At 69.7% G+C, this 22,984-nt stretch carries 7 protein-coding genes; 4 read left to right on the top strand and 3 right to left on the bottom strand.

Annotated elements, in window-relative coordinates; all coding sequences use genetic code 11:
* Window positions 1-29: 29 nt before the first annotated feature.
* Genes ABZ934_RS04915 through ABZ934_RS04905 form a run of 3 tightly spaced genes read right to left on the bottom strand, consistent with a single transcriptional unit; the run spans window position 30 to window position 13,427 of the window.
* Window positions 30-4,115 (bottom strand): DNA methyltransferase, encoded by a 4,086-nt coding sequence (locus tag ABZ934_RS04915; RefSeq protein WP_361308519.1) that lies wholly within the window; start codon window positions 4,113-4,115, stop codon window positions 30-32.
* The gene (locus ABZ934_RS04910) at window positions 4,115-7,039 is read right to left on the bottom strand and encodes a helicase-related protein (RefSeq protein WP_361308517.1); all 2,925 of its coding nucleotides are present in this window, start codon (window positions 7,037-7,039) and stop codon (window positions 4,115-4,117) included. The genes ABZ934_RS04915 and ABZ934_RS04910 overlap by 1 nt, the downstream gene beginning before the upstream one ends.
* Before the next feature lie 34 nt (window positions 7,040-7,073).
* Window positions 7,074-13,427 carry a protein kinase gene (locus tag ABZ934_RS04905; RefSeq protein WP_361308515.1) on the bottom strand — a complete coding sequence of 2,118 codons (6,354 nt, stop codon included), beginning with the start codon at window positions 13,425-13,427 and terminating at the stop codon, window positions 7,074-7,076.
* Window positions 13,428-13,663: 236 nt separating this feature from the next.
* Here ABZ934_RS04905 and ABZ934_RS04900 point away from each other — a divergent pair, with 236 nt between their 5' ends.
* The 4 genes from ABZ934_RS04900 to ABZ934_RS04885 are packed head-to-tail and all read left to right on the top strand — an operon-like array spanning window position 13,664 to window position 22,980.
* Complete coding sequence (locus ABZ934_RS04900) at window positions 13,664-16,873, top strand: sigma-70 family RNA polymerase sigma factor (protein ID WP_361308513.1); 3,210 nt, start codon at window positions 13,664-13,666, stop codon at window positions 16,871-16,873.
* Window positions 16,874-16,922: 49 nt separating this feature from the next.
* Window positions 16,923-20,042 (top strand): helicase-related protein, encoded by a 3,120-nt coding sequence (locus ABZ934_RS04895; RefSeq protein WP_361308511.1) that lies wholly within the window; start codon window positions 16,923-16,925, stop codon window positions 20,040-20,042.
* Window positions 20,039-21,883 (top strand): DrmB family protein, encoded by a 1,845-nt coding sequence (drmB, locus tag ABZ934_RS04890; RefSeq protein ID WP_361308509.1) that lies wholly within the window; start codon window positions 20,039-20,041, stop codon window positions 21,881-21,883. The genes ABZ934_RS04895 and drmB overlap by 4 nt, the downstream gene beginning before the upstream one ends.
* An 8-nt stretch (window positions 21,884-21,891) precedes the next feature.
* Window positions 21,892-22,980: a DNA helicase gene (locus ABZ934_RS04885; RefSeq protein ID WP_361308507.1), complete on the top strand. Its 1,089-nt coding sequence runs from the start codon at window positions 21,892-21,894 to the stop codon at window positions 22,978-22,980.
* Window positions 22,981-22,984: the final 4 nt, after the last annotated feature.

The raw sequence follows: 22,984 nt of genomic DNA, 5'->3' as shown, positions 1-22,984 counted from the left end.
ATTGGGGCCCAGCCGCGCCGTAGGGGAACTCAACCGACCTCGGGCCGCGCCTCATGCCGGGGGCCGTGGCCCGGGGGCGGCGTGAGGGTCGAGGTGTAGTTCTCCCCGTCGATCAGCGGGTTCTCCATGCTGACGCCGGAGGCGGCCATCCGGTCGTACTCGGCGAGGATGAGCTCCTTGGTGCGGTAGGAGCCGTATTTCGCCTCGTCTTTGTGCCGGACGATAGGGAAGGTGTCGAGGATGTAGCCGGCGTCTTCCCTGGAGATCCCGTAGAGGTGGAAGAAGAGGGAATCCAGTTCGGCTCGGATACGCCTGCGGCGTTCATCGTTCCAGCCAAAGGCTGCGCCAGTGTCGCCTAGGTGGGTGGCAAGTCCCTTCATGTCCTTGGTGGTATAGGACAATTCGAGGACGCGGGCGACGATGAACGGCGCATGCACGGTGAGCTGTTCGGGTGTCGGGACTGGGAGCTGTTTGACTGTGAAGAAACTCAAGTGCGTGCCCCCGATATTCTGTCGCGCCGCGTAGTCGAATGCGAAGGACGACCATGCGGATGCGAGAAGCTCTGGGAGCCGGGGTAGGGCGAGGAGGAGAAGGTGTCCCACACCAACCGCAGGAAGCAGAGCGGTGATCATGCTCCTCTCATCAGTGGAGCGACAGATGTCTCGCCAACCGAGTAGGAAGCCTTGCTGCCACTCCTTCTCGGCGAGGCGCTTGAGGACGCCCGGGATCGGGATGTCCTCACCGTTCCTGTCGAATTTGCCTGATGGCGTGTCCTCTTCGGCCACCCAGTACCGGGGAAGAGCTAGCGCGTCGCCATCTTCTCTCTCTTCCGGCGAGAGCGATCGTGTGTCTCCCTCGGTGTCGTACGTGGCCCACCGGTGGTCATAGTGGTGGAGCATCTTCGCCTCGTACAGGGGGAGCATTCGCTTCCCGTCTTTAGTGAAGATTGTGCCCTCAAGTGTCCAGCCGGAGGCTTCGAGATCCTCGCGGGGGTGCATGAGCGCCGAATCGTGACCCATGTCGTACATCCGCAAGAAAGACATGCCCCAAGGGTTTCCATTGGGTGCACCTTCCTTCCAGAGGACGGGGAGGCGGCGGTATATGCCCAGTGTGATCTCGGCATCCCGACGGGATCTGAAAATTGGAAGAGTCCCCGTGTTCGGGTTCAGTAGTTCGATCTCCTCCGGAGCCAGCGCGAACACCTTGTCAGCGCTGTCCAACTCGGCCGGGTCATGCAGGAAGAAGGCGAACTGTGCCACCGGTTCACGCATGGACCTGCCGGTGAGTGACAGGATGCTGAACTTGAACGAGCGGTGAACCCCTGGGAAGAGGGGTGCTGCGTTCTCGAAGTCGTACAGCAGGGCGATCGACCCGCTCTGTACAAGATCCTTAAAGAAGTACTGGGTCCGTGCATCAGTGGCGATCCCCGTCGGCACGATGACCCCTGCGCGCCCTGTCGGACTCAGCAGAATGCGATCCGTTTCCGTGAAGACGGAATACGTGTTGAGGTTCCCCTGGCCGGTCAAGGGAACTCGGCCCGAGCGGCGCAGGAAGTGACTCTCGACGTATACCTTCCGCTTCCCCGCCTCGAACTCCTCGAACAAGGGGAGGGTGTCAGGGGAGTCCTTAAGAGCGTCGATCATCTTCTTTCGTACGGACGTGCGCGATGCCTCGGCGATTTCAGGAGCGCGCTGGGCGAAGAACTCCTGCTCGCGAAAGTCCACGCTGTCCCATGGAGGGTTGCCCACCACACAGTCGAAGCCGCCCGCCCAGCCAGTCGCCGGTGACACCCCCTGTCCGTTCTCCGGGACGGAGAAGACCTCGGGAAACTCAAGGTGCCAGTGGAAGAAGGTGTACTGAGTGCGCAAACGCTTGATCTCGGCCGCGGTCTCCGGCGTGGCACCCGTGCCGCTGGGGTCTTCCAATGCCTTGAACACCGAGTGCGTCACCGCGCGCGGTGCATCTGGCGTCTTGAGCCAGACGAACGCGGCGCACCAGGCATCGGCCACGCGCATGGCACGCCGATACTCAGAAGTCCTGGCCCACTTTTCGTAGGCTTCCTCCTGGCGGCGTACGTCCGTCAGTTCCTCCGACCGGGCCTGTGTGATGGACCGCAAGCCGCTTGCGAACACAGTGTTGGCGACCTTGACTGACTCATCGTCGAAGTCGAACAGGCTGCCCTGGCCGACGCGCTCCTGCTGGTTGATTTTTTCCAGGGCTTTGGCGTGTTTCTTGTCGTCGCCCTCGGTGGGGATGAAAGCCTCGTCGGGGATGCCGTCCCGCAGCAACTTCGGGGTCGCCCCGATCAGCCCGTTGCCGTGCTTGACGTGCGCGTCCAGGAAGCCCAGCGGCTTTCCCGGCTCCAGGGCCTCAAGCCACAGCGAGACCTTGGCCAGCTCGACGGCCAATGGGTTGAGGTCCACCCCGTAGATGCAGCGGGCGACGACCTCGTGGAGGGCGTGGCGGACCGCGTCCAGGGTCGGCTCCGGGTTGCGTTCCCGCACCGCCGCCACCTGCTTGGCGATGCGGCGGGCCGCCGCCACCAGGAAGTGGCCGGAGCCACAGGCCGGGTCGCAGACCGTGAGGGACAGCAGCTCGTTGACGATGGAGTCCGCCGGGTCGGCGGCGCCGGCGGCCGTGGCCGCCTCCTCGCCGCGCTTCACCGCATCCGCGATCACCGGGTCCAGCGTCGAGTCCAGGAGGCACTCGATGAGCGACGACGGGGTGTAGTAGCTGCCCGTCGTCTTGCGGGTATGGCCCGCGACTTCGACCAGCGTGAACGTGCGATCGCTGGCGCTGTGCTTCGGTTCCAGCTCCAGCAGGGACTCGTAGACGGAGCCCAGTTCCTCCGCGTCCAGGTGTCGGTAGTCCACGGCGCGCCAGCGGCTGCCGTCGCGGACCTGGGACAGGTGGCGTACGGCGGTCAGCAGTGCCTCGTTGGACAGCTTGAGGCCGCGCAGCGGGGCGTCCGCGTCAGTGTCGTTGAACAGGCCGCCGAGGCCCGGCAGGGCCAGTTCCGGGCAGCCGTTCTCGTCTCCCAGGGCTGCGAGGACGATGCTCAGGGCCTCGTAGAGGTCACCGTGGGCCGTGCCGCGCCGCTTACGGGCGTGCGCGCGCAGGCGGGCCGAGGAAAAGTAGGACGCGTAGCGGTCGCGGGCCTGCTGGTCGGCCTTCGGGGACAGCAGCGCTTCGCGGTCCTCGGCGACGAAAATGAACAGCAGCCGATAGACCAGTCGAAGGAGTGCCGCCTGGAGGGCCTTCGGGCGGACGTCCTCCCGCAGGGCCGTGTTCGCCGGGTGGCGGAGGAACCCCGTACCCAGAGCGGTGATTGCCTCCTGGACGCCCTTGCGGAGCTGGTCCAGCGCGCGGGTGCCCGAGGCGATGGCTTCCGTGCGCCACTTCTCCAGCCAGCATGCCGACGGGGCCGCGTCCTCCGCGACCGCGAAGCGGGAGACATGCAGCGTGCGGTACAACAGGACGAACTCGCTGAACAGCTCGCCGTCGAAGATGGCTTCGAGGTCGAACTCGACGTACGAAGCCGTGGCCAGCGCGCTGGAGTCGCGCAGCAGGCGGAGCTGGCGGCCGTTGGTGAGGACGCCCCAGAGGTGGGCGTCGACGCGGTTCAGGCACTCCTGGAGCATCGACTGCGGCGGGACCGTGCCCGCGCCGCCGGGGCGCTTGTCCAGGTTGGCGTTCCAGGCGGCCTGGTGGATGAGGGCGTGGCGCCAGCGGTGGGAGACGGGGAAGGACTTCTCGGCGTCGGAGTCGGCCGTGATGCCGGCTGGGCCCACCGGTGTCAGGGGGCCGAAGCCCAGTTCGCGCCAGAGCGGGGTCAGCCAGTCGCTGCCGGCCAGGCCCGTCGGGTCGGTGGCGGGCTGGCCCGTCTCCGGGTGCTCCGGGAGGCGCTTGCGCAGGTCGCGCCAGAGGGGCTTGAGGTACTCCCAGCTGCGCTCGGCCTCGTCCCGTACCGAGCGGGACGTCGGCAGGCCGTAGTCGGCGGGCTTGGAGCCGGGGACGTCCTTGCCTTCCGAGATCCGGAGCAGCATGTCGGCCGGCAGCAGCGCGCCGACCGTCTGGACGGCGGTGAAGACCTGGTTGCGGGTGGTGGCAGACATCAGGCGGACACTCCCGCGGGCAGGTAGACGTAGGCGCCGAGGATGTCGGCGGGCTTCTGGGCGGTGACCGTCAGGCCGCGAACGATCTCGCCGGACGCGGCGCGCACCCGGCGGTGTGAGGCGTCGAGGTCGGCGGCCAGCTCGTCGCCGTACGCGGCGAGGTGGTCCGAGGCGTCCGGGAGCTGCCCGAGGATGCGGGTCATCGTGCGCTCGCCGAAGTACGCGTCGGTGTTCTGCGTGGCCGTGGCGTCGAGGAGGGCGATGGCCTGTTCCTGCGTCAGCCACACCGCGTTTTTCGGGGAGCCCCGGAAGGCCAGCAGGCGGGCGTCCTCGGCGACCAGCTGCTTCTCGCCCGTGCGGGAGGGGAGCGTGAGGTGGAAGCGGTAGCGGACCAGGAGGAGCGTGGTGCGGGTGGTGACCGCGTCCGTCGTGACGACGCCGCAGCGGCGGGCCGGACGGGCGCCGTCGGCCCGGGTGTCGAGGGCGGCGTTCAGGACGTGAGCCGCGAGGGCGCCGACCACCGGGTCCGTGCGGACCAGGGCCGCCTCGCCGCGGCTCACCGCCGGGTCGGTGCGGAAGGGGATCGGCCGGTCCTTCTCGATCACCTCGGCGCCGACGACCGGGGCGAGCGCGTCGCGCAGGCCGGCCGGAGTGCCGCCGACCTGGGCGGTGAAGTCCTCGCCGGCACCCCGGATCACTGCGCCCAGCGCGTGCAGCGACTCGCGGACGAAGGTGTCGACCTCACCCGTGCCGCCCAGGGCCTCGCGGACCGCCGCAACCTCCCGGGCCACCTCCTGCGGATGGATCGAGCGCTGCGCGAACCGGGACCGGGATGCCTTCTCCCGCTCGGCGGCCGAGTTCCAGTCGCTGTCCAGCTTCGCCGTGCTGACCTTGAAGGCGTCCGCGCTGAACAGGGCGTCCTCCTGCTCACGGCCGCGCATCAGGAGCCATTCGACGATGGCGTCCGTCACGCCCGTGGACAGCTCGTCGGGAACGGAGACCGAGATGCCCAGGTCCTTCTTGATCTGCCGGTGCTTCTTGATCAGGACTTCGAGGACCTTGCCGTCGATGCCGTTATCATCGCCGTACAGGGTGATGACGCGGACCTCGTCGCGCTTCTGCCCGTACCGGTCGACGCGGCCCTCGCGCTGGTCGTGGCGGGTGGGGTTCCAGGCCAGGTCGTAGTGGAGGACGGCGTCGAAGTAGTGCTGGAGGTTGACGCCCTCGGACAGGCAGTCGGTGGCGATGAGGACGCGGCGGGCCGCCTTGTCCGTACCGGCCTCCGCGGCCAGCTCCTCGATGCGCTGTACCCGCTGCTGCGGGGAGAGCGTGCCGGTGACGGCCTTGACGACCGTGTTGGCGCCGAGCGGAGAGCGCTTCTTCTTGCCGTCCTCGGTCTCGCCCGCGCCCAGTTCGGCCTCCAGGTACTCGGCCGTCGGGATGTAGCGGCAGAACACGATCGGGTGGTAGCCGTCCGCGAGCAGGGCCTTGAGGTGCTTGATCAGGGCTTTCAGCTTGAGGTCGTCGCCGACGCCCTCAAGTGCGGCCGCTCGTTCCGCGAGTTCGGACAGGCGGTCGCCCGCACCGTCCGTCTCCGCGCCGGGGGCCACATCCATGCCTTCGAGGGTGTCGCTGTCGGCAGCGTCGCTGTTGAGCGGGGCGCCGAGCCGGTCGGCCTCCTCGGCGGAGGCAGCAATGGCCGCCGCGGAGCGGGTGCGCAAGGTCTGGGCCGCGGCACGCGGGGAGGACACCAGGGAGCGCAGCAGGGCGATGGCCGACCACCACGCGATGCGGGCCTCCCGCTTGCCCTGGTTGCCGGCCGCCTCGACGCGCTCACTCGCGTACGCGATGGCGTCGTCCAGTAGAGCCCGGTAGGCCGGGGACAGCTTGTACGTCTCGTCCTTGAAGTACCGGTCGGACGGGAACGCGGTGCGTTCGGCGAGGCTGTCGTCGGTGAGCCCGTCCTCCTTGGTCAAGTACTGGCGTACGTCAGCCCGCTTGCGCGCCACGAAGTGCTGGGCGAGAAGCTTGCGGCCCGCATCCGACTCCAGGTTCACCTCCGCCAGCTCCGGCTTGACCAGCCCCAGCAGGTTGCGGAACGCCGACTCCTTGCCGCTGTGCGGGGTCGCCGTCACCAGGACCAGGTGGCGCTCGGTGTCCTCGGCGACGCGGCGCAGCAGCTCGTAGCGGAGCTGGTTCTGGGCACCGGAGGCGGTGTCCTCGGCGGCGACGCAGGTGTGGGCCTCGTCCACGATCACCAGGTCGGGGCAGTGGCGGATGAAGTCGTCGCGGTGGCGCGGAGACTTGATGAAGTCGGTGGAGACGATGACGTGGGGGTAGCGGTCGAAGAGGGACTGACCGAGGTCCAAGCCGCGTTCGAGGCGGGAGACGGTCGAGGAGAGGACCAGTTCCGCGTCGATGCCGAACTTGGTCCGCAGCTCCTGCTGCCACTGTTCGGCGAGCGCGGGGGAGCAGAGTACGGCCAGGCCCGTCGCTTCGCCCTGGGCGAGGAGCTCGCTCGCGATCAGGCCCGCCTCGACGGTCTTGCCGATGCCGACGTCGTCGGAGATCAGCATGCGGACGGTCTGCTGGCGCAGGGCCATGAGGAGCGGGACGAGCTGGTAGGCGCGCGGCTCCACCGCGATTCCGGCCAGGGAGCGGAACGGGCCCGCGCCGGAGCGGAAGCCGATGCGCAGGGCGGTGCGCAGCAGGCCGGCCGCCCGCTGGTCGCCGAGGTCGGAGGGCTCGGGCGCCGCGAACTCGGCGCCCTTCACCTCCTCGAACGCCGGGAAGACGGCGGCGATGTCGTCGTCCGAACCGCCGAGGGGGCGCAGGACGAGCAGGTCGGGCTCGCTCTCGGGCAGCACCACCCACTCGCGGCCGCGGGCCGTCACGAGGGAACCCGCGGTGTACGTCAGTGCCATATGAGTCGTCTCGTCCTCGTTGTCAGTGGCGGATTCAGTGGGCGGAGGGGGCGCCGAAGTAGCGGGCGTGCGGGGCGACGAGCTTGTCCCAGTCGGCGTCGTGCGGGAAGCGGAGGACGTCCCAGCGGGCATCCAGGAGCCGCTCCTCGGCGTCCTCGTCGCGCAGTGCCGTCGGCTCGGTATCCGGCAGGTCCACGAAAACAGCCAAATTCACGCCGGGCAGCCGGTACACGTAGTCCGCGAGGGCGTTCGCCTCGGTGATCAGAGTTTCACTCTCGTCGGGCAGGCGCAGGCCACGCGCCTTCAACCAGGTGAGGAGGTTGTCCTGGGCGACGGCGACGGCCTCCTCGACCGCGGCCTCCACCCGGGTGGTGGCGGGGGCGTCGGGTGTCTGGTCGAGAAGTCGGCGGAACTGCTCCGAGCGGGACTCGCCACGCCCCTCACGCGTGGCCGAAGCGGAGGCGAAGCGGACGAGCAGCTCCCGCGCCGAGTGCCGGTTGATGAGGGCGTGGTTGAGCTGGTTGCCGTACGTCAGCAGGCACTCGTAGCAGCCCAGGGCACAGGGCCGGTCCGGGTGCGGGCCGCCCTGGTCCGTGCCGTCCTCGTCGAAGTGGCAGATGGCGAGGGCCTGGCGGGCCGCCTTCGCCAGCGCGCCCCTCTCCGCCTGGAGGCGGCGCAGGACGCCGGCCCCGCCCTCGGCTGCCTCGGTGAAGAGGATGCGGCGGCGCGGGCCGTCGTCCGGAGGGAGCAGTTCACTGGTGAGCTCGGCGTCCTCCAGCTCGAAGGCGGCCTCGATGCCCCGCTCCAGCGCGTACATGAGGGACAGCGCGATCGGCTCGGGCAGGGCCTCGTCGAGTGTAAGGACGAGGATGTTGCGGCGGTCCTCCACGAACGGGATGACACGCTTCTTGCGGCGCCGCTCGTTGCCGTCCTCGTCGACCATCGGCAGCTCGCCGGAGTCACCGGACGCCTGGGCCGCGTCGCGGTCGTTCATCCAGCGGCCGTCGGTCAGGTCCAGCCAGTAGCCGTTCGGCTCGTCGCTCTTGGCGCGCACCCGGCCGGTGTTGGTGATGCGGACCGTCGCCGAGTCCCCGTACGCCAACTCGGCGACCGGAGCACCCGCCGCGTCGGCGACGGACGCGTTCAGCCGGCCGCTGCGGGTGCCGTGGTCGTGGAAGCGGTAGGAGGTCTCCAGCCTGAAGCCGGCCCGGCGACGCTCTTCCTCGTCGGAGGAGATCCGCTCACGGCGCGTGGTGTACACGGTGTGGAGATGGAGCAGCCCGTAGGTGGCTGAGCCGAGCGGCTCGTGGCACATCAGGCAGCGGTCGTTGCGTTCCTTAGGGTCGTGGTGGTAGCCGCACTGCGCGCAACGGCAGGCCTCGCTGGTGGCGAGGTCGCCGGAGGAGTCTGGCGGGAGCTGGATCCGGGTGACCTGGTAGCGGGCGCCCTCGTGGTAGATCAGCGCGCCGGGCCCGAACTCGCGGATGGCGAGGAAGCGGGGCCGCTGGAGGAAGTCGCCGTTGCCGCGGCGGTGACCGACAGTCGGGATGTACGCGGCGAGCGGCAGGCGCGGGAAGCTGTAGCCGGGCAGGAAGCCCTCAGAGGCGAGATAGCGGTACGGGTTGAAGTCCGAGAGGACCGACTTGTTGTCGACGCTCTCGTTCATCAGCAGGTTCAGCTGCGTCTCGGCCTCACGGCGGCGGGAGTTCGCCCGGATCCGGTCGCCCTCCGTCAGGCTGTAGTCGAGGCGGCGCCGGTTCTGGATGAACTGGTCGTCGAGCGCGGACGTGAACAGCTTGCGCCAGCGGTCGAAAGCACGGTTGAACCGCTCGGGGACCGTACGGACCTGGTCCTGGATCCATTCGTCGTACCACCACGTGGTGTCCGCGAAGTCGGGCAGCAGCGGTCCGAGGACGCGCAGGGACGCGTCGACCGTGCGGCGCTGGGCGTCCTTGTCGAGGGACGCGGCAAGGATTTCCGGGTGCAGGTTCAGGTCCGGGGCGGGCCGCTCTCCGGTGTCCGGGTAGGACACGTCGAGCACGTCCGGGATGGCGCGACCCAGCTTCAGGCCGGCCTCCGCGATCCAAATCCCCTGGAGGTGGGAGCGGACCAGATCCTCGTTGGCGAGATCCAGGCGGGGCGGGGCTACCGCGCCCGCCACCATCCGCTCGGAGCGGCGGAAGTAGTACTGGTCGTGGCTGTTGCCGGTGGCGCAGTACGTGGTGACCAGCGCAGGCTGGCCGCTGCGGCCTGCCCGGCCCGAGCGCTGGGCGTAGTTGGCAGGCGTCGGGGGGACGTTGCGCATCATCACCGCGTTGAGCGAGGAGATGTCGACGCCCAGCTCCATCGTCGGCGAGCAGTACAGCAGCTTCAGCTCGGCCTTGCGGAAAGCCTCCTCCCGCTGCTCCCGCTCCTCTGGGGAGACCTGGGCAGTGTGCTCGCGGGCGAACAGGCCGGCCAGGGCGCCCGCCGCATCCTTGTACAGCTCGCGGAAGAAGGTGTTCACCCGAGGGCCGTCGCCGCTCTGGTAGGTGCGGGTCAGCGGGTCGTGCGTACCGGTCTCGCCCTTCCCGGCCCGCCAGACCAGAGACTGCGCGGCGACCCGGTAGCCGATCGTGGCGGGGCCCGTCGGCCGGCGGAAGCGGCCGGCGCGCTGCGGGGCCTCGGAGACCTCCTTCACCAGCCCGGCCTTCGCAAGGACCTGCAGCAGCTGCTCGATGACCAGCTGGAGGTCGTCGGTGGACAGCTCCTTGAACGACCGGTCGGCGCGGCACAGGTACTTGCCGAACTTGCCGCGGGCGGAGAGGAAGAGCGCCGAGCGGTCCATGCCCTTGCCCGAGGGATGAGGGTAGGCGGCGGCGACCTTGGGGCGGTCGGAGGCGGAGAGGACCCACGGGTCCACGAGCCGTTCCTCGCTCGCCCGCTGGAGGGCGTCGAAGTCGTCCCGGAAGTAGGACACGTCGATGGCGAGGGACCGGCGCATCTCGTTGAGCAGCGCCTTCATGATCTCGGCGCGCAGGGCGGAGTCGGCGGTACGCAGCTTCTCGTGGGTGCCGGCCCACCGGTCCTGCTGTGCCGCGACCCAGTCCAGGTCCTCGTAGCCAATTTCCAGGAGGCCGGTCTGCTCCAGGTTGGGCATGGTGATGCGCCAGCCGCGCTCCAGGTCCAGGTAGAGCCGGAACGCGATCACATCGCGGAGGGTCTTGGCAGCGGCGCGTGCGATCGACGGCGCGAGCTCGCTCTCGCCGGTGTAGTCGACGAGGGCGAGGGCGAGGGCTTCCCCGACGCGGGTGGCCAGCTCCTCGTGCGGGATGCCGTCCTCGCCCGCTTCGAGGGCGGCCCGGTAGAGCGCCCCGCGCAGCTGGGTGATCTGGACGAAGTCGTTGAAGTGGCCGGCCTGGAGCGAGGCATCCTGGCGGTTGTCGACGAAGGTGAGGAGCTTGCGCGCCTCCTTGCCCAGGGCCTCCTCCGGCACGACCTTCAGCGACTTCACCACCGAGGCCGAGATCAGGGAGGTCGCCGACGAGCGCCCCTCCTGGTCGAGGGTGGCCAGTTTCGCGAAGTCCTTGCCGCGGGTCTGCTCGTACGCCACACCGCAGTGGAGGCAGAACAGGAAGGGCGAGGGGATGAAGGCAGCCTGGAGTTCGCCCTGGCCCTCGACACCGCGCGGGTCCACGGTGATCGCGCGCGGCACCCGGTCGCGGTAGGACTTCTTGACGACCTCCTGTCCCTTGTCGTCCAGCTCCAGCCAGGATTCGGGCAGTCGGCGGTCGTCGACCGCGTACTGCGTGGTCGACGGCCAGGGCCGGTCGTGGTCGACGTAGAGGTAGCCGTCGCCCTGCCGTCCGCCGGTCGCCATGGTGTCCCGGCGGGCCTCGTAGCGGACCTCGCCGTCCCTCTCCGTGCGCCACACCGTCAGGTACTCCTGGCCGCACTCCCGGCAGAACGCCAGCGGCATCAGCAGCTTGCCGCCGCTGCCCGGCTGTTCGAGCTGGTAGGAGCGGGTGTGGTGGCGGGTGAGCTTGTTCTCCAGGGTGACGTAGACCGTGTCGCCCTTGGAGAGGAACTGGTGCAGCCGGAACGCGAACAGGGGCCGCTCGGTCACCGGGTGGCGTGCCTCGGAGCCGGACTCCAGGGTGGCGCGGATCGCGTCCCGGCACTGCTTGGCGTCCACGCCCGAGGCGTCGGCGAGCTCCTGGGCCGCGACCTCGATCTTCGCCGGCTGTCGGCGCACCAGGCGGCCGGCGTCCACCGCCAGGCCGAACCGGGTCTCGATCCAGCGGGCCAGCGGGTCGCGTACCAGGTCAGCATAGGCGCGAGGGGCGGCAGGCGCGCGGAGCCGATCGGCGGGGACGGTCTCGGGTGCCTCGTCGGTCGCGCGGATCAGGGTCTCGACGATGACGTTACGGGGGTGGACGGCGGTACCGAAAAGGGTGCTTGCGGTGTCGGCGACCACCTTGCGCTGGTCGTCCACCGTGCCTTCGGTGGACATGGTGGCGGACGTGCCGACGCACTGGAGCCGCTGGGCCTGGCATGCCTCCCGTACCCGGCGGATGAGCAGGGCGACGTCGGCGCCCTGCCGGCCGCGGTAGGTGTGGAGCTCGTCGAAGACGAGGAACTCCAGACCACGCGCCATGCTGATGAGGCTGGCGCGGTCGGCGGGCCGGGTCAGCATCAGCTCCAGCATCACGTAGTTGGTGAGGAGAATGTCCGGAGGGTTGTCGCGGATCTCCTTGCGGCGCTGGTCGTCCTCCTGGCCGGTGTAGCGGGCGAAAGTGACCGGCTCGCGGCCCTCGCCGTATCCGTCCCGCAGGTACTTCTCCAGCTCCTTCAGCTGGCTGTTGGCGAGGGCATTCATCGGGTACACGACGATGGCCCGCACCCTCCCCCGGCCTCCGGCCGGGGGGACCCCCACGGCAGAGCGCGGTCCCTCCGCTTCCCGCTCGCGCAGCACCCGGTCGACGATCGGGACGATGTACGACAGCGACTTGCCGGAGCCGGTACCGGTGGTCAGCACGTACGAGTCCCCGGATGCGGCGGCGTCGATCGCCTCGCGCTGGTGCTGGTGGAGGGTGAGCGGGCGGCCGTCACATACCGTGCCGCGCTCCGTCTTGCCCGCCTGGAAGATCTGGGCGCACTCGCGGTGCAGGACGCCCTGACCGGCCAGCTCGACGACCGTGCCGCCGCTCGCGAAGAACGGATTGAGAGACAGCCACGGGTCCGGCCATTGCGACTTGAGGTTCAGGTCCTCCTCGACGAACGCGGCGATACGGTCGTCCCGGATGACGGTGCCGCCCTCGGTGAAGGAGCGGTAGTCCTCGATCAGGGCGCTGTGCACGCCGAAGACGTCCATCCCGGCCCCGCCGGGACGTGCGGAGGGCCGCGTCTCGGCAACGGGTGCGGGTTTCGTCGCCGCCGTGGGATTGCTGTGCCGCAGGACGCGCACCGGGTCGAGGGCGCTCCAGTGGGGAAGCGCGGAGCCCTCGTCCGCAGGGTCGGTTCCATCCGCCGCGAAGGCCTCGGGGAGCAGGGGCAGCAGGGCGTCGCGGACGGCGACGGCATCGGCAGGCCGCTCGGCGGGGTCCTTGGCCAGCAGCCGGTCCACCAGGCGGACCAGTCCGGCAGGTACGGCAGGCCGGACGTACCGCAGCGGGGGCGGCTCTTCCTCGACGTGCTTGCGGCCCAGCTCGTAGGCCGACCCGCTGGTGAACGGCGGTACCCCGGCCAGCATCTCGTACAGGACGCAGCCGAGGGCGTAGAGATCGGCCGCTTGTGTGACCGGCTTGGCTTCGAACTGCTCGGGCGCCATGTAGCGCGCCGTGCCGACGCTGACGCCGGTGCTGGTGAGCCGGGTTTCCTCCGGATCATCGGCGATCCGGCCCATGCCGAAGTCCAGCACCTTCACGGTGCCGCCGGTGATCAGCATGGTGTTGGCCGGCTTGAGATCGCGGTGGACGATGCCCGCCGTGTGCGCCGCGGCCAGACCTGCGGCGATCTGAGCGCCGATCGCGACGGCCCAGGACACGGGGAGCTGGCGCTCCTCCTCGATCAGGTCACGCAGCGTCTCGCCGTCCAGGTACTCCATGACGAGGTACGGGCGCCCGCCGTCGGCGTCGTCGACACCGCCGTCGATGAGTCGGGTGAGGTTCGGGTGTTGCAGGCGGCGCATGATGCGGACCTCGCGGGCGAACCGCTGGAGGGCCTTGGCATTCGCACCGGTGTCGAGCATGGCTCCGGAGCGGCGGCGAAGCACGGTCTTCACGGCGACGGTACGACTCGGGTCGCCCTCCGCGCGATGCAAGTCCTCGGCCCGGTGGACCTCGCCCATGTTCCCGGCTCCGATGACTCCCGTCACCCGGAACCGGCCCCCGATCAGCCGTTCGGTCACTGCCGCCCCTCTCTCCGTCACGTCGCCGACAGCCCTGCTGGCCCACCCCGCCCGCGCCTATACCGATTGGCGACGGGTGCCCTGTTCATGGTCGCAGAGGCACCATCGTCCTTCGGGCCAGTTCTCCAGTAATGAAATGTACACAGGGGTGCCGATCATTGCCAGTGTCCAGTCTGTTGACATTGTCAACGAGCTGACCTAGCGTCATCTCTTGAACGGGTGAGGGAGGGGTGGCCGTGAGTGAAGAGGCTCGGAGTGAGCGGGATGCGGCCGGACTTCGGAACGCGCTCCGCGAGCTGTACGCCGAACTCGGCAAGGCGGCGGTGGCAGGGGTGGTCTGCGAGGAGGACTTCCGCTACCGCGTTGCGCGTCTCGGGCTGGCGCCGGCCGAGCAGGACCGCCTGCGCAGCGAGCTGGCCCACCTCGGGCTGCAGGTCCGACAGAAAGCGGAGCATAAGGATCAGGACGAGCGTGCCGCGGGAAAGGTTGTACCCCCGGCCTTGACGGGCCGGGTGGCGGCGGCGCAGGGGTTGCTCAGTCGGTACACGGATACACAAGGCCAGGTGAGCGCCACCGTCGTGGAGGGGGTGGCCCGGCTTGCCGGGCTGACGCCGGCAGAGTCGCATGCGCTTCGGGAAGCGGCGCGGCCGTATGTCATGCCTCCGGCGACGGAGGCCGAAGCCGCCGAATGGGAGGACTTCGTCCAGGACCCAGACCAGGAGCGCGACCCCGACCATGCCTCGACCGCGCGGCCTCTGGGGGACGTCGATCGCGCGGTCCGGGCCGCGCAGGCGGTGCTGAACGAGGACCGGTTCACGCGGCGACCCGAGAAGCGCTTGCTCACAGCCGAGGAGGAAGTGGGGCTCGGCGTACTGGTGCGCGGCGGCGCCGATCGGATCGACAGCCGACCGACCGAGGCCGAGATGGCCCAACTCCCGGCCGCCGATCTTCGGGTCAGGGCGCGCAACTGCCTTGTCGTGCACAATCAGGGTCTCGCGCATCGTATTGCCCGCCACAGCGCGGGACAGGGTCTCGACTACGACGACCTGTTCCAGCACGGGGTGATCGGGCTGCTCAAGGCAGCGGTCAAGTTCGATCCCACCACGGGCTACAAGTTCTCCACGTACGCGACATGGTGGGTCCGGCAGTCGATCAGCCGGGCCATCGCCGACGAGGGCGCGGTCATCCGCATTCCGGTCCACTTCCATGAGCAGATCCGCAAGGTCGCCGTGGCGGAGCGCAGGCTCCAGTCGGAAGGTCACCCGTCGAGCGCCGCCCACGTCGCAGTGGCCTGCGATCTGAGTGTGCAGCGGGTCGAGGAGATCCGGAAGGTCAGCAGGCGTACGGATTCGCTGGACCGGGTCATTGGAGACGGTGTGCACCTGGGGGACTTGGTCGCCTTGGAACGCCCGCTGCCGTCGGCGGAGCAATTGGCATTGGAGGCCGTCGGTCACGAGTATCTGCTCTCCCTTCTCAACCGGTTCGACGCCAGGGGTGCGCGGATCCTGTTGCGCCGTACCGGCCTGGACGGCGGCGAGCGCTCGACCCTGGACGACCTGGGGAAGGAGTTCGGCGTCACCCGCGAGCGCATCCGCCAGGTGGAGGTGAAGGCGTTCGCGGCCTTCCGCGAGATGCTGTTGGCCGACGGGATCGGCCCGGGGCATGCTGAGCCGCCGGACCCGAGGCCCCGTAAGCGCAAGGCGCCGCCTAAGCGGGCTCGCCGACTGCGGACACCTGCGGCCCTGCCAGCTCAGCGTGCACCCCTCAGCCCGCAGCCGCTGCGGGAGCCTGATGTACGTGCCGGTGCCGAGGGCGACGCTCCGGAGGCGGCGGACGTGCCTGCGCAGCCGCCTTTGTCCGAGGCCGCCGTATTCAAGCCTGCGGAGGTAGGCCCGGAGCAGACCACCCAGCCGGAGCCGCCATCGGCCGCCGCCGGGCCGACCCCGGAGCAGGCACCCGAGCCGCAGCCTCAGCAGGCACCCGGTCCCGGCCCGCAGTCGGCCCCGCAGCGGGACCCTGAGCCCGAGCCGGAGGCGCGCTCGGCCGGAACGCACCCGCCGGACTGGGAGCAGGCGCTGGCCATCCCCGTCGTGTTCTCAGGGACCGTCGTGTGGCTCGCCGAGTATGCGCTGGTGGCTCTCGGTGACGCCGAACTAGCCGTTGTGTTGGGGCAGTCCGCCGCCGATGACGTCGTGGCGGCGGTGAAGAGCCGCGGAACGCTGGACCGCGCGGCTGTCACGGCTCTGCAGGTGCTGCAAAAGGTTTTCGACGCTCTCAAGGACGCGGGGCGGCGTCCCGCGGACTTCTTCGACCGATCCTTCGAGGCGCTCAACGGGGCGTCCCCGCGGATCTACCTCGCCGAGCGCCCCCTGGTGCGCAGCGAGTCGCGGCTCGCGGTTCGTGACGCCCTGCGGGAGTTCATGTCCCAGCCGACTGCGCGGGGCGAGGTCACTGCGGTGACTAGGCCGATCGAGCATGCAGGGTCGGCCGTCGTCGAGGAGCACCCGGCCCCGTCGCGGTCCGCGGAGGAGGGGACTGTCGCTCTGGAGCCTGCTATGGAGACCGAGCCCGTCGAGGCAGCTGAGTCGGCAGAGACTCCCGAGCCGGTCGTCTCGGTGCCGATTGCGCGGGCTGACGCCGGGGCCCCGACGCCGGATGGGGTGCCCGCCGTCGAGGAGGTGGCTGCTGCGGAGCCGGTCGACCCCGTCCGGGCGTTCACGCCGATCGGGTTCCGTGCCGAGCAGGACGGCACGGCCGAGCGGCAGCGCCTGGAAGCCCTGCGCGAGGGCTACGAGCAGCGCATCGCGAGTCTGCGGGCGGAGGCGGCGGCGTCCGAGCGCCGACTCAGGGAGGAGCACGCGGATGCGCTCGACAAGGAGCGGCAGCGTGCCCTCGGCGCTGCCGCCGATACGGAACGACAGCTCGACGAGCTGGAGTCAGTACTGCTCAAGCGCGTCGACCTGGCCCTGCAGCGCCAAGCGGCTTCGCTGCGCCGCGCGGCCGATGAACGCGTGGCTAAGCTCCGGATGCAGGCCGAGACGGCCCTTCGGGCAGAGCGGCAGGCCGCCGAGCAGGCAGCCGGCGCTCAGCGCGACCTCGCGGAAGCCCAGCGGAGGGCAGCCGAAGCCGAGGCTCTGCTGCGGCGTTCGGCCCAGGAGCACGAAGCCCGCATTTCCGCGCTCGCCGAGCGCCTGCGGTCGGCCGAGTCCGCACTCGCACAGCGGGAGCGGGCCCTGGAGGACGCCGATACCCACGCGGCTGCGCGGGTGGAGGCCGTCGAACGGTGGGCCGCTCAGCGTGTTGCCGAAGCGGAGGCCGCGGCGAACGGCCGGGCGGCTCAGGCCGAGCACGACGCGTGGGTGCGCATCGCCCAACTCCAGGAACAGCTCGCAGCCATGACCACCCCCGAACGCAGGCCGCTGCGCGACCGGTGGCGCCGCGGCTGAACACCCGTCTGCCCAGCCCGCACATACCCGTACTCCTCCCGAGGACACCATGGACCCCCGACAAGAACTCGTCGACTATCTGAGCCGCCAGCTGGTCGGACCGGCCCATGGCGAGGACGAAGTCCTTGACGCGCCGCCCGACCGCCAGTACCTCATGGGCACGCTCTACCCCCAGGATGCCGATCTCCAGAGGCAGCTGACGCTGGCAGCCGAAGACGCGGACGGCATCGGAACCGAAGGAACCGCCCTCGACACCAACCCGGCAGACGACCCTGTTCCGGAATCCAACGCCTGGCTGCCTTCCTCCCTCGGCCTCAGCTTCTACACGGACAGTGAGACCATCGAGATCGGCTGCGGCGGAGCGCACTACCGCACTGTGCGTGCCCAGGGAGACCAGGGGCGCCGCTGGCAGCGGATCGCGCTGCCGGAGGAGACCCACAGAGTGGGGCCGGACCAGGAAGCCGTCAGCGTCCTTGACGGGCGGGCTGAGCTCAGGATCCGTCGCCGCCCCCTCGGCGAAGGTCTCCTGGTTACCGTGGCGCTGGTGAACACGGCCCGCACCGAACCGGCGCTGGGCCGGCCGGCCCAGTGGGATCGGATGCTGTTCCAGGTCGCGCTCGGCGTGCGTCCCTGCAACGGCCGGGTACTGCAGTACCCCAGCGTCCGGCTGGCCAGCCGGGACCCGGAAGAGCAGGAGCTGCGGCTCCAGTACCGGCATGTACAAACCCATGCCGTGGGCCACGGCTGCGCCGTCGAGGAATGCCGCGACGGCGAAGCCGTGACCGCACTGCGCGCAGTGGTCCTGCCGGAGGCTGAAGTGCCCGCGACCCGTGCGGCCGGCCTCACCGGCGCAGCCGTACTCAACGTGCTGCACCTCGCAGACCCGGGCCTCCCCGTGGCGCAGCTGCGGCAGGAACTGACGGAGTTCACCTCCGACTACCGCCGCTGGTACGAGGAACAGCGGCACACCACGGTGCCCGCCTGGGGCCGGGACGCCGCCGACCGGATCCTGGAGCGCATCGGTGCGGCCGTTGCCCGGATGGAGTCCGGCGTACGCACCCTGTGCGATCCCGGCTGCCCCGAACTCCTGCAGGCGTTCCGCGCCGCCAACCTCGCGATGGCCCTGCAGATGCGTCACTCCGCACGGGACCAAGCGGGCGAGCGGCGGTCCCGGCGTGACCCTGTGGCCGCCGACCCGGCACCCGACCCCGAGTCCACCTGGCGCCCGTTCCAGCTGGCGTTCTTCCTGCTGGCCCTGGACGGCGTCGCCGACCCTCGCCACCCCGATCGGGGCATGACCGACCTGATCTGGTTCCCCACCGGCGGTGGCAAGACAGAGGCATACCTGCTGCTCGCTGCCTTCGTGATGGTGCTGCGCCGACGCGACCCGAAGGGCGGCGGCACCGCGGTCCTCAGCCGGTACACCCTCAGCCTGCTGACCACCCAGCAGTTTCAGCGGGCCGCGACCACCGTCTGCGCCCTGGAGACGATGCGCCGCGGTGATCCCGAACGCTACGGCGAAGAGCCGTTCTCGATCGGGCTGTGGGTCGGTGAGGCGACCTCGCCCAACACGTATGAGGCCGCATCGACGGCAGCTCAAGAGGTGCGGTCCGCCGCCCGCCCCGAGGATGTCTTCATCCTCGACCGCTGCCCCTGGTGCGGCACCCGCATTTTGCCCGCCCACCGCTCGGCCGATCACGCCGACTACGGCATCCGGGCCGGCGCCGACTCCTTCGCGTTCTTCTGCCCGCGCGACGCGTGTGCCTTCCATGACGAGCTGCCGGTCGCCGTAGTAGACCAGCAGCTGTATGACAGGCCGCCTACCTTCGTCCTCGGTACCGTCGACAAATTCGCCCGGCTCGCCTGGGAGCCGCGAGCGGGAAACCTGTTCGGGTCAGGGGGAGGAAGCCTGCCTCCTTCCCTGGTCATCCAGGACGAGCTGCACCTGCTGACCGGTCCGCTCGGCACGACCGTCGGACTGTACGAGGCGGCGATTCTCGGCCTGTGCACGACGGCCGACGGGACGGGTCCCAAGGTGGTCGCCTCCACCGCGACGATCCGCCGCTCCGGCGAACAGGTTCGCGCCCTTTACGGCACCGATGTACAGCTCTTCCCGCCCGCCGGGCTCGACGCCCGCCACTCCTACTTCGCCGAGCCGGACACCTCACGCCCCGGACGGCGCTACCTGGGCGTCATGGCCCAAGGGCACACAGCCGGCCGTGCGGCGGTGGCCACCGCCGCAGCCATGCTGCAGGGAGCATGGGAGCTGCCGGAGGAGCACCGGGACTCCTACTGGACCCTCGTCGCCTACCATCACAGCCTTCGCGAACTCGGCCGTACCGTCACCGCAGCGGCCGATGACATCCCTGCCCAGCTCGCCGGTCTGGACGCCGGATCCGGTGCCCGGAACCTTGCCGACCACCAGGTACAGGAGCTGACCAGCAACCTGGCACGGGCCGAACAACCCGTGCTGCTCGACCGGCTGGAAAGGCCCTGGACGCATGCCGAAGCCGTGTCCTTCCTGCCCTGCACCAACATGCTGTCGGTCGGTGTGGACGTCAAACGGCTCGCGTTGATGCTGATGCAGGGGCAGCCCAAGACCACGGCCGAGTACATCCAGGCCACCAGCCGGGTAGGCCGGCACACAGTGCCAGGACTGGTCGTCGCCTTTTTCAATGCCACACGTCCCAGGGACCGTTCACACTACGAGACCTTCGACCCTTATCACCGGGCCCTCTACCGGAATGTGGAACCGACCAGCGTGACACCGTGGTCGGTACCGGCGCGCCGGCGCGCCCTGCACGCAGCGCTCGTCATCCTCGTACGCCACCGGCTGGGCCTGAGCGCCGAGAACCAGGCGGGGGAACTGCAGGACCGCATCGGTGAGGCCCGGGCGCTGGCGGAACTCCTCGCGCGGAGGGCAGGGGCCGGCGACCGGCGCGCGGCGCACGCGGTTCGCACCGAACTCGCCGAGTTGCTCGCCGCTTGGGAGGAGGCGGCCCGCAACGCCAGGCAGGAAGGCAAGGACCTCTATTACCGCAATCAGGGCAAGGGACAGCACAACCTGCTGAAGAACTTCGAACAGCACGGGGGACTGTGGGAGACCCTCCACTCCATGCGCAGCGTGGATCGCGAATGCCAGGTGACGGTGAAGGGAGCCGACCAGTGAACCGCAAGCTTCGAGTCCGTCAGGCCCAGACGGTGCTCCCGTTCGGCGTCGGCGCGGTCTTCGACATCCAGGGCGAGTCCTTTGTCGCGGCCGGAATCGGGGACTGGCCCCGACTGCGCCAGCCGGTGGAATCCCCGCGATTGGCTTCCCGGCTCGGCGTGACCGGCTTCTTTGCCGCGCCCGCAACCCTCAACGACCGTTTCGACCGCCCCGACGCGCCCGGTGCACCGTATATCCGCTTCCCGGCCTGGTTGTTCTGCGGATCATGTCGCCGCATGGTGCGCTGGCGGATCACCGACGAGAAGCCCGGGACACCACCGAGCTGCCCGTCCTGCATGCCGGTGCGCCGACTCGTCCCGATGCGGTTCGTCCAGATCTGCGCCGGGGGTCACCTCGGTGACGTGGACTGGTGGTTCTGGGCGCATGCCCGGCTCGACGCCGCGCAGCGGCAGTCGTGCGGCTCACGCGAGCAGCTGCGCTTCCGCGTCTCGGACCGGGCAACCGGTCTGGAGGCGCTCTCCGTCTCCTGTGTGGCCCCCGGGTGCGGCGCGTCCCGGGACTTGCTGGACGTCCTGGGCACTCACGGCATGCGGTGCTCCGGACGGAACCCCTGGCAGAGGGTGCGTGAAGCCGCCGACTGCGCAAAGCCCGTCCAGGTCGTGCAGCGCACGGCGGGCAACCTCTACTACCCGGTGGTCCACTCGGCCCTCTCCCTTCCCGAAGCCGAAGTGCCGGTTCCGGACGGAGCGGCTCTCGCCGATCGGGTCCGCGAGAGCGACTATTGGGTACCGCTGTGCAAGGCCGCCGGGACACCCCGCGGCGAGATCCTCCGGGACATGGTCAAGGAGGACACGGGGGTGGGGGACGACTTGTTGGACGCGCTCATCGCCGAGGAGACGGGGACGGGCACGCCTGCCCACGCCGGTGGTACCACCACCGCCACCGCGTCCGCAGCGGGATCCGATCTGCGCCGTGAGGAATGGTCGGCCCTGACGGCCAGCGAACCGCCGGTGACGCGTGACTTCCTGGTGCGCTCTTCCGGGCTCGGGCTGGACGGCGAGACCGTGGAGCCCTGGGCAGCACTGCACCAACGCGTCGGGCGTATCATCCTCGCCGACCGACTGCGGGAGGTACGCGCCCTGTCCGGCTTCAGCCGGGTCTCCCCGGATGCCGCGATCGTCCCCGCCGACACCTCCCGCCGGTTGCGCTGGCTGCCCGCAGTAGAGGTCTTCGGCGAAGGCGTTCTGCTCACCCTGGACCCGGCTGCCCTGACCGCTTGGGAACAGCAGGACGCTGTACGGGCCCGGGTGGCGGGGCTCCGGGCCGACTTGGACCGCTCGTTCCAGAAGGACCGGCTCCAGGCATTGACGGGCTCGGAGCTCTCCCCCCGCTTCGTACTCCTGCACACTCTCGGGCACCTGTTGGTGCGCCAGCTGTCCTTCGAGTCGGGCTACACCACGGCCAGCTTGCGCGAGCGTGTGTATGCCAGGACAGAACACGACCAGTACGGGGTCCTCGTATATACCGCGGCCGGCGATGCTGAGGGCACGCTCGGGGGCCTCGTACAGCAGGGAGAGCAGCCCCGGCTCGCCGAGACACTGCTGCGGATGGCAGAGACCGCCGCCTGGTGTTCCGCGGACCCGCTGTGCTCGGAGCACACCGGTCAGGGCTTCGGCAACCTCAACCGTGCCGCCTGCCACGCCTGCGCACTGCTTCCGGAGACCAGCTGCGAGACCGGAAACACCTTGCTGGACAGAGCACTCGTCGTGGGCGGGGGCGGCGCTCCCGGCTTCTTCGAGCCGATCGTGGCGGCCGCCCGGGCCGCGGCCACCCAGGAATGAGCGCAGCCGTGACTCTCACCTACCTGGACCTCACACCCGCCCAGCGGGCGCTGCTCGACGGACTGCCCTTCGACGGGAACCACGTGATCAACGGGCCTCCGGGGAGCGGAAAGAGCGTGCTGGCCGCGCAGCGGGCCGTCATGCTTGCCCTCACCGGTACGCCGGCGGTCCTGCTGACCCGCTCCAACCTTCTGCGGCAGTCCTTGGCGCCGATGGTGTCCGCACTGTGCTCCGGCAGTGCGGCCGTCACGGTGGAGACCGCCCACTCCTGGCTCGCCCGGTGGTACGGCCCGGACACCCCACGCTCCGATGACGGCTGGTACGACTGGTCGGCCTTCTATGAGCGGGCCGCGCTCGCGGAGCCCGGCGATCCGCTGACGCTGGTGGTCGATGAAGGGCAGGATATGCCCCCCGCCTTTTACCGTCTGAGCCGGATACTCGGATCCCGCACTACAGTCTTCGCCGACGAATGCCAGAGGCTGACCGAGACGAACTCCACACTGATGGAGATCGCGCAGGGCCTGGGCAAGTGCTCCCTCCACGAGCTCGACGCCAACTACCGCACCACCCGGCAGACCGCCGAGCTGGGGGCTTGGTTCCACACGGGTCCCCGCGCACCCGCGCTACCAGAGCGGGACGGCCCCGTGCCCCAACTGCACTCGCTCTCGCACCAGGGAGCGGTCGCGGACTTGCTGATCGGTCTCGCCGAGAGCCGGCCCGCTCGTAGCATCGGCGTGGTGGTGCACTCCACTCAAGCCCAGTTCGAACTCCTCACTCGGCTGGAACACAAAGCCCCGCGGCTCAGGCCACAGATGTACACGGCGCAAGCTACGGCGGGCCGGTACCGGACACTCGACCTGTCGCGCCCCGGCATCGTCATCGTCCACCGCGCAAGTGCCAAGGGGCTCCAGTTCGACACGGTCGTGGTGCCTGACACGGAGACCGACGCAGGAACGGATCCCACCTCCGCGGAACTGCGTATGGCCTACTACGTGATGTCCACTCGGGCGCGTCATGATCTGCACTTCGTATATGCAGGAGAGAGGGAACCGGGGCACCTGAAGGAGATCCCTCGCGACGTGTTGGCCCGCTCGTAAGATG

This window comes from Streptomyces sp. NPDC046557 (assembly GCF_040645975.1).
Classification (GTDB): domain Bacteria; phylum Actinomycetota; class Actinomycetes; order Streptomycetales; family Streptomycetaceae; genus Streptomyces.
The sequence above is the reverse complement of the archived record's forward strand: the minus strand, read 5'-3'. Positions and strand labels throughout refer to the sequence as shown.

Coding starts and splice junctions, on each gene's coding strand:
- ABZ934_RS04910 (WP_361308517.1), bottom strand. CDS start 7,039: ATGGCACTGACGTACACCGCGGGTTCCCTCGTGACGGCCCGCGGCCGC.
- ABZ934_RS04895 (WP_361308511.1), top strand. CDS start 16,923: ATGGACCCCCGACAAGAACTCGTCGACTATCTGAGCCGCCAGCTGGTC.
- ABZ934_RS04915 (WP_361308519.1), bottom strand. CDS start 4,115: ATGTCTGCCACCACCCGCAACCAGGTCTTCACCGCCGTCCAGACGGTC.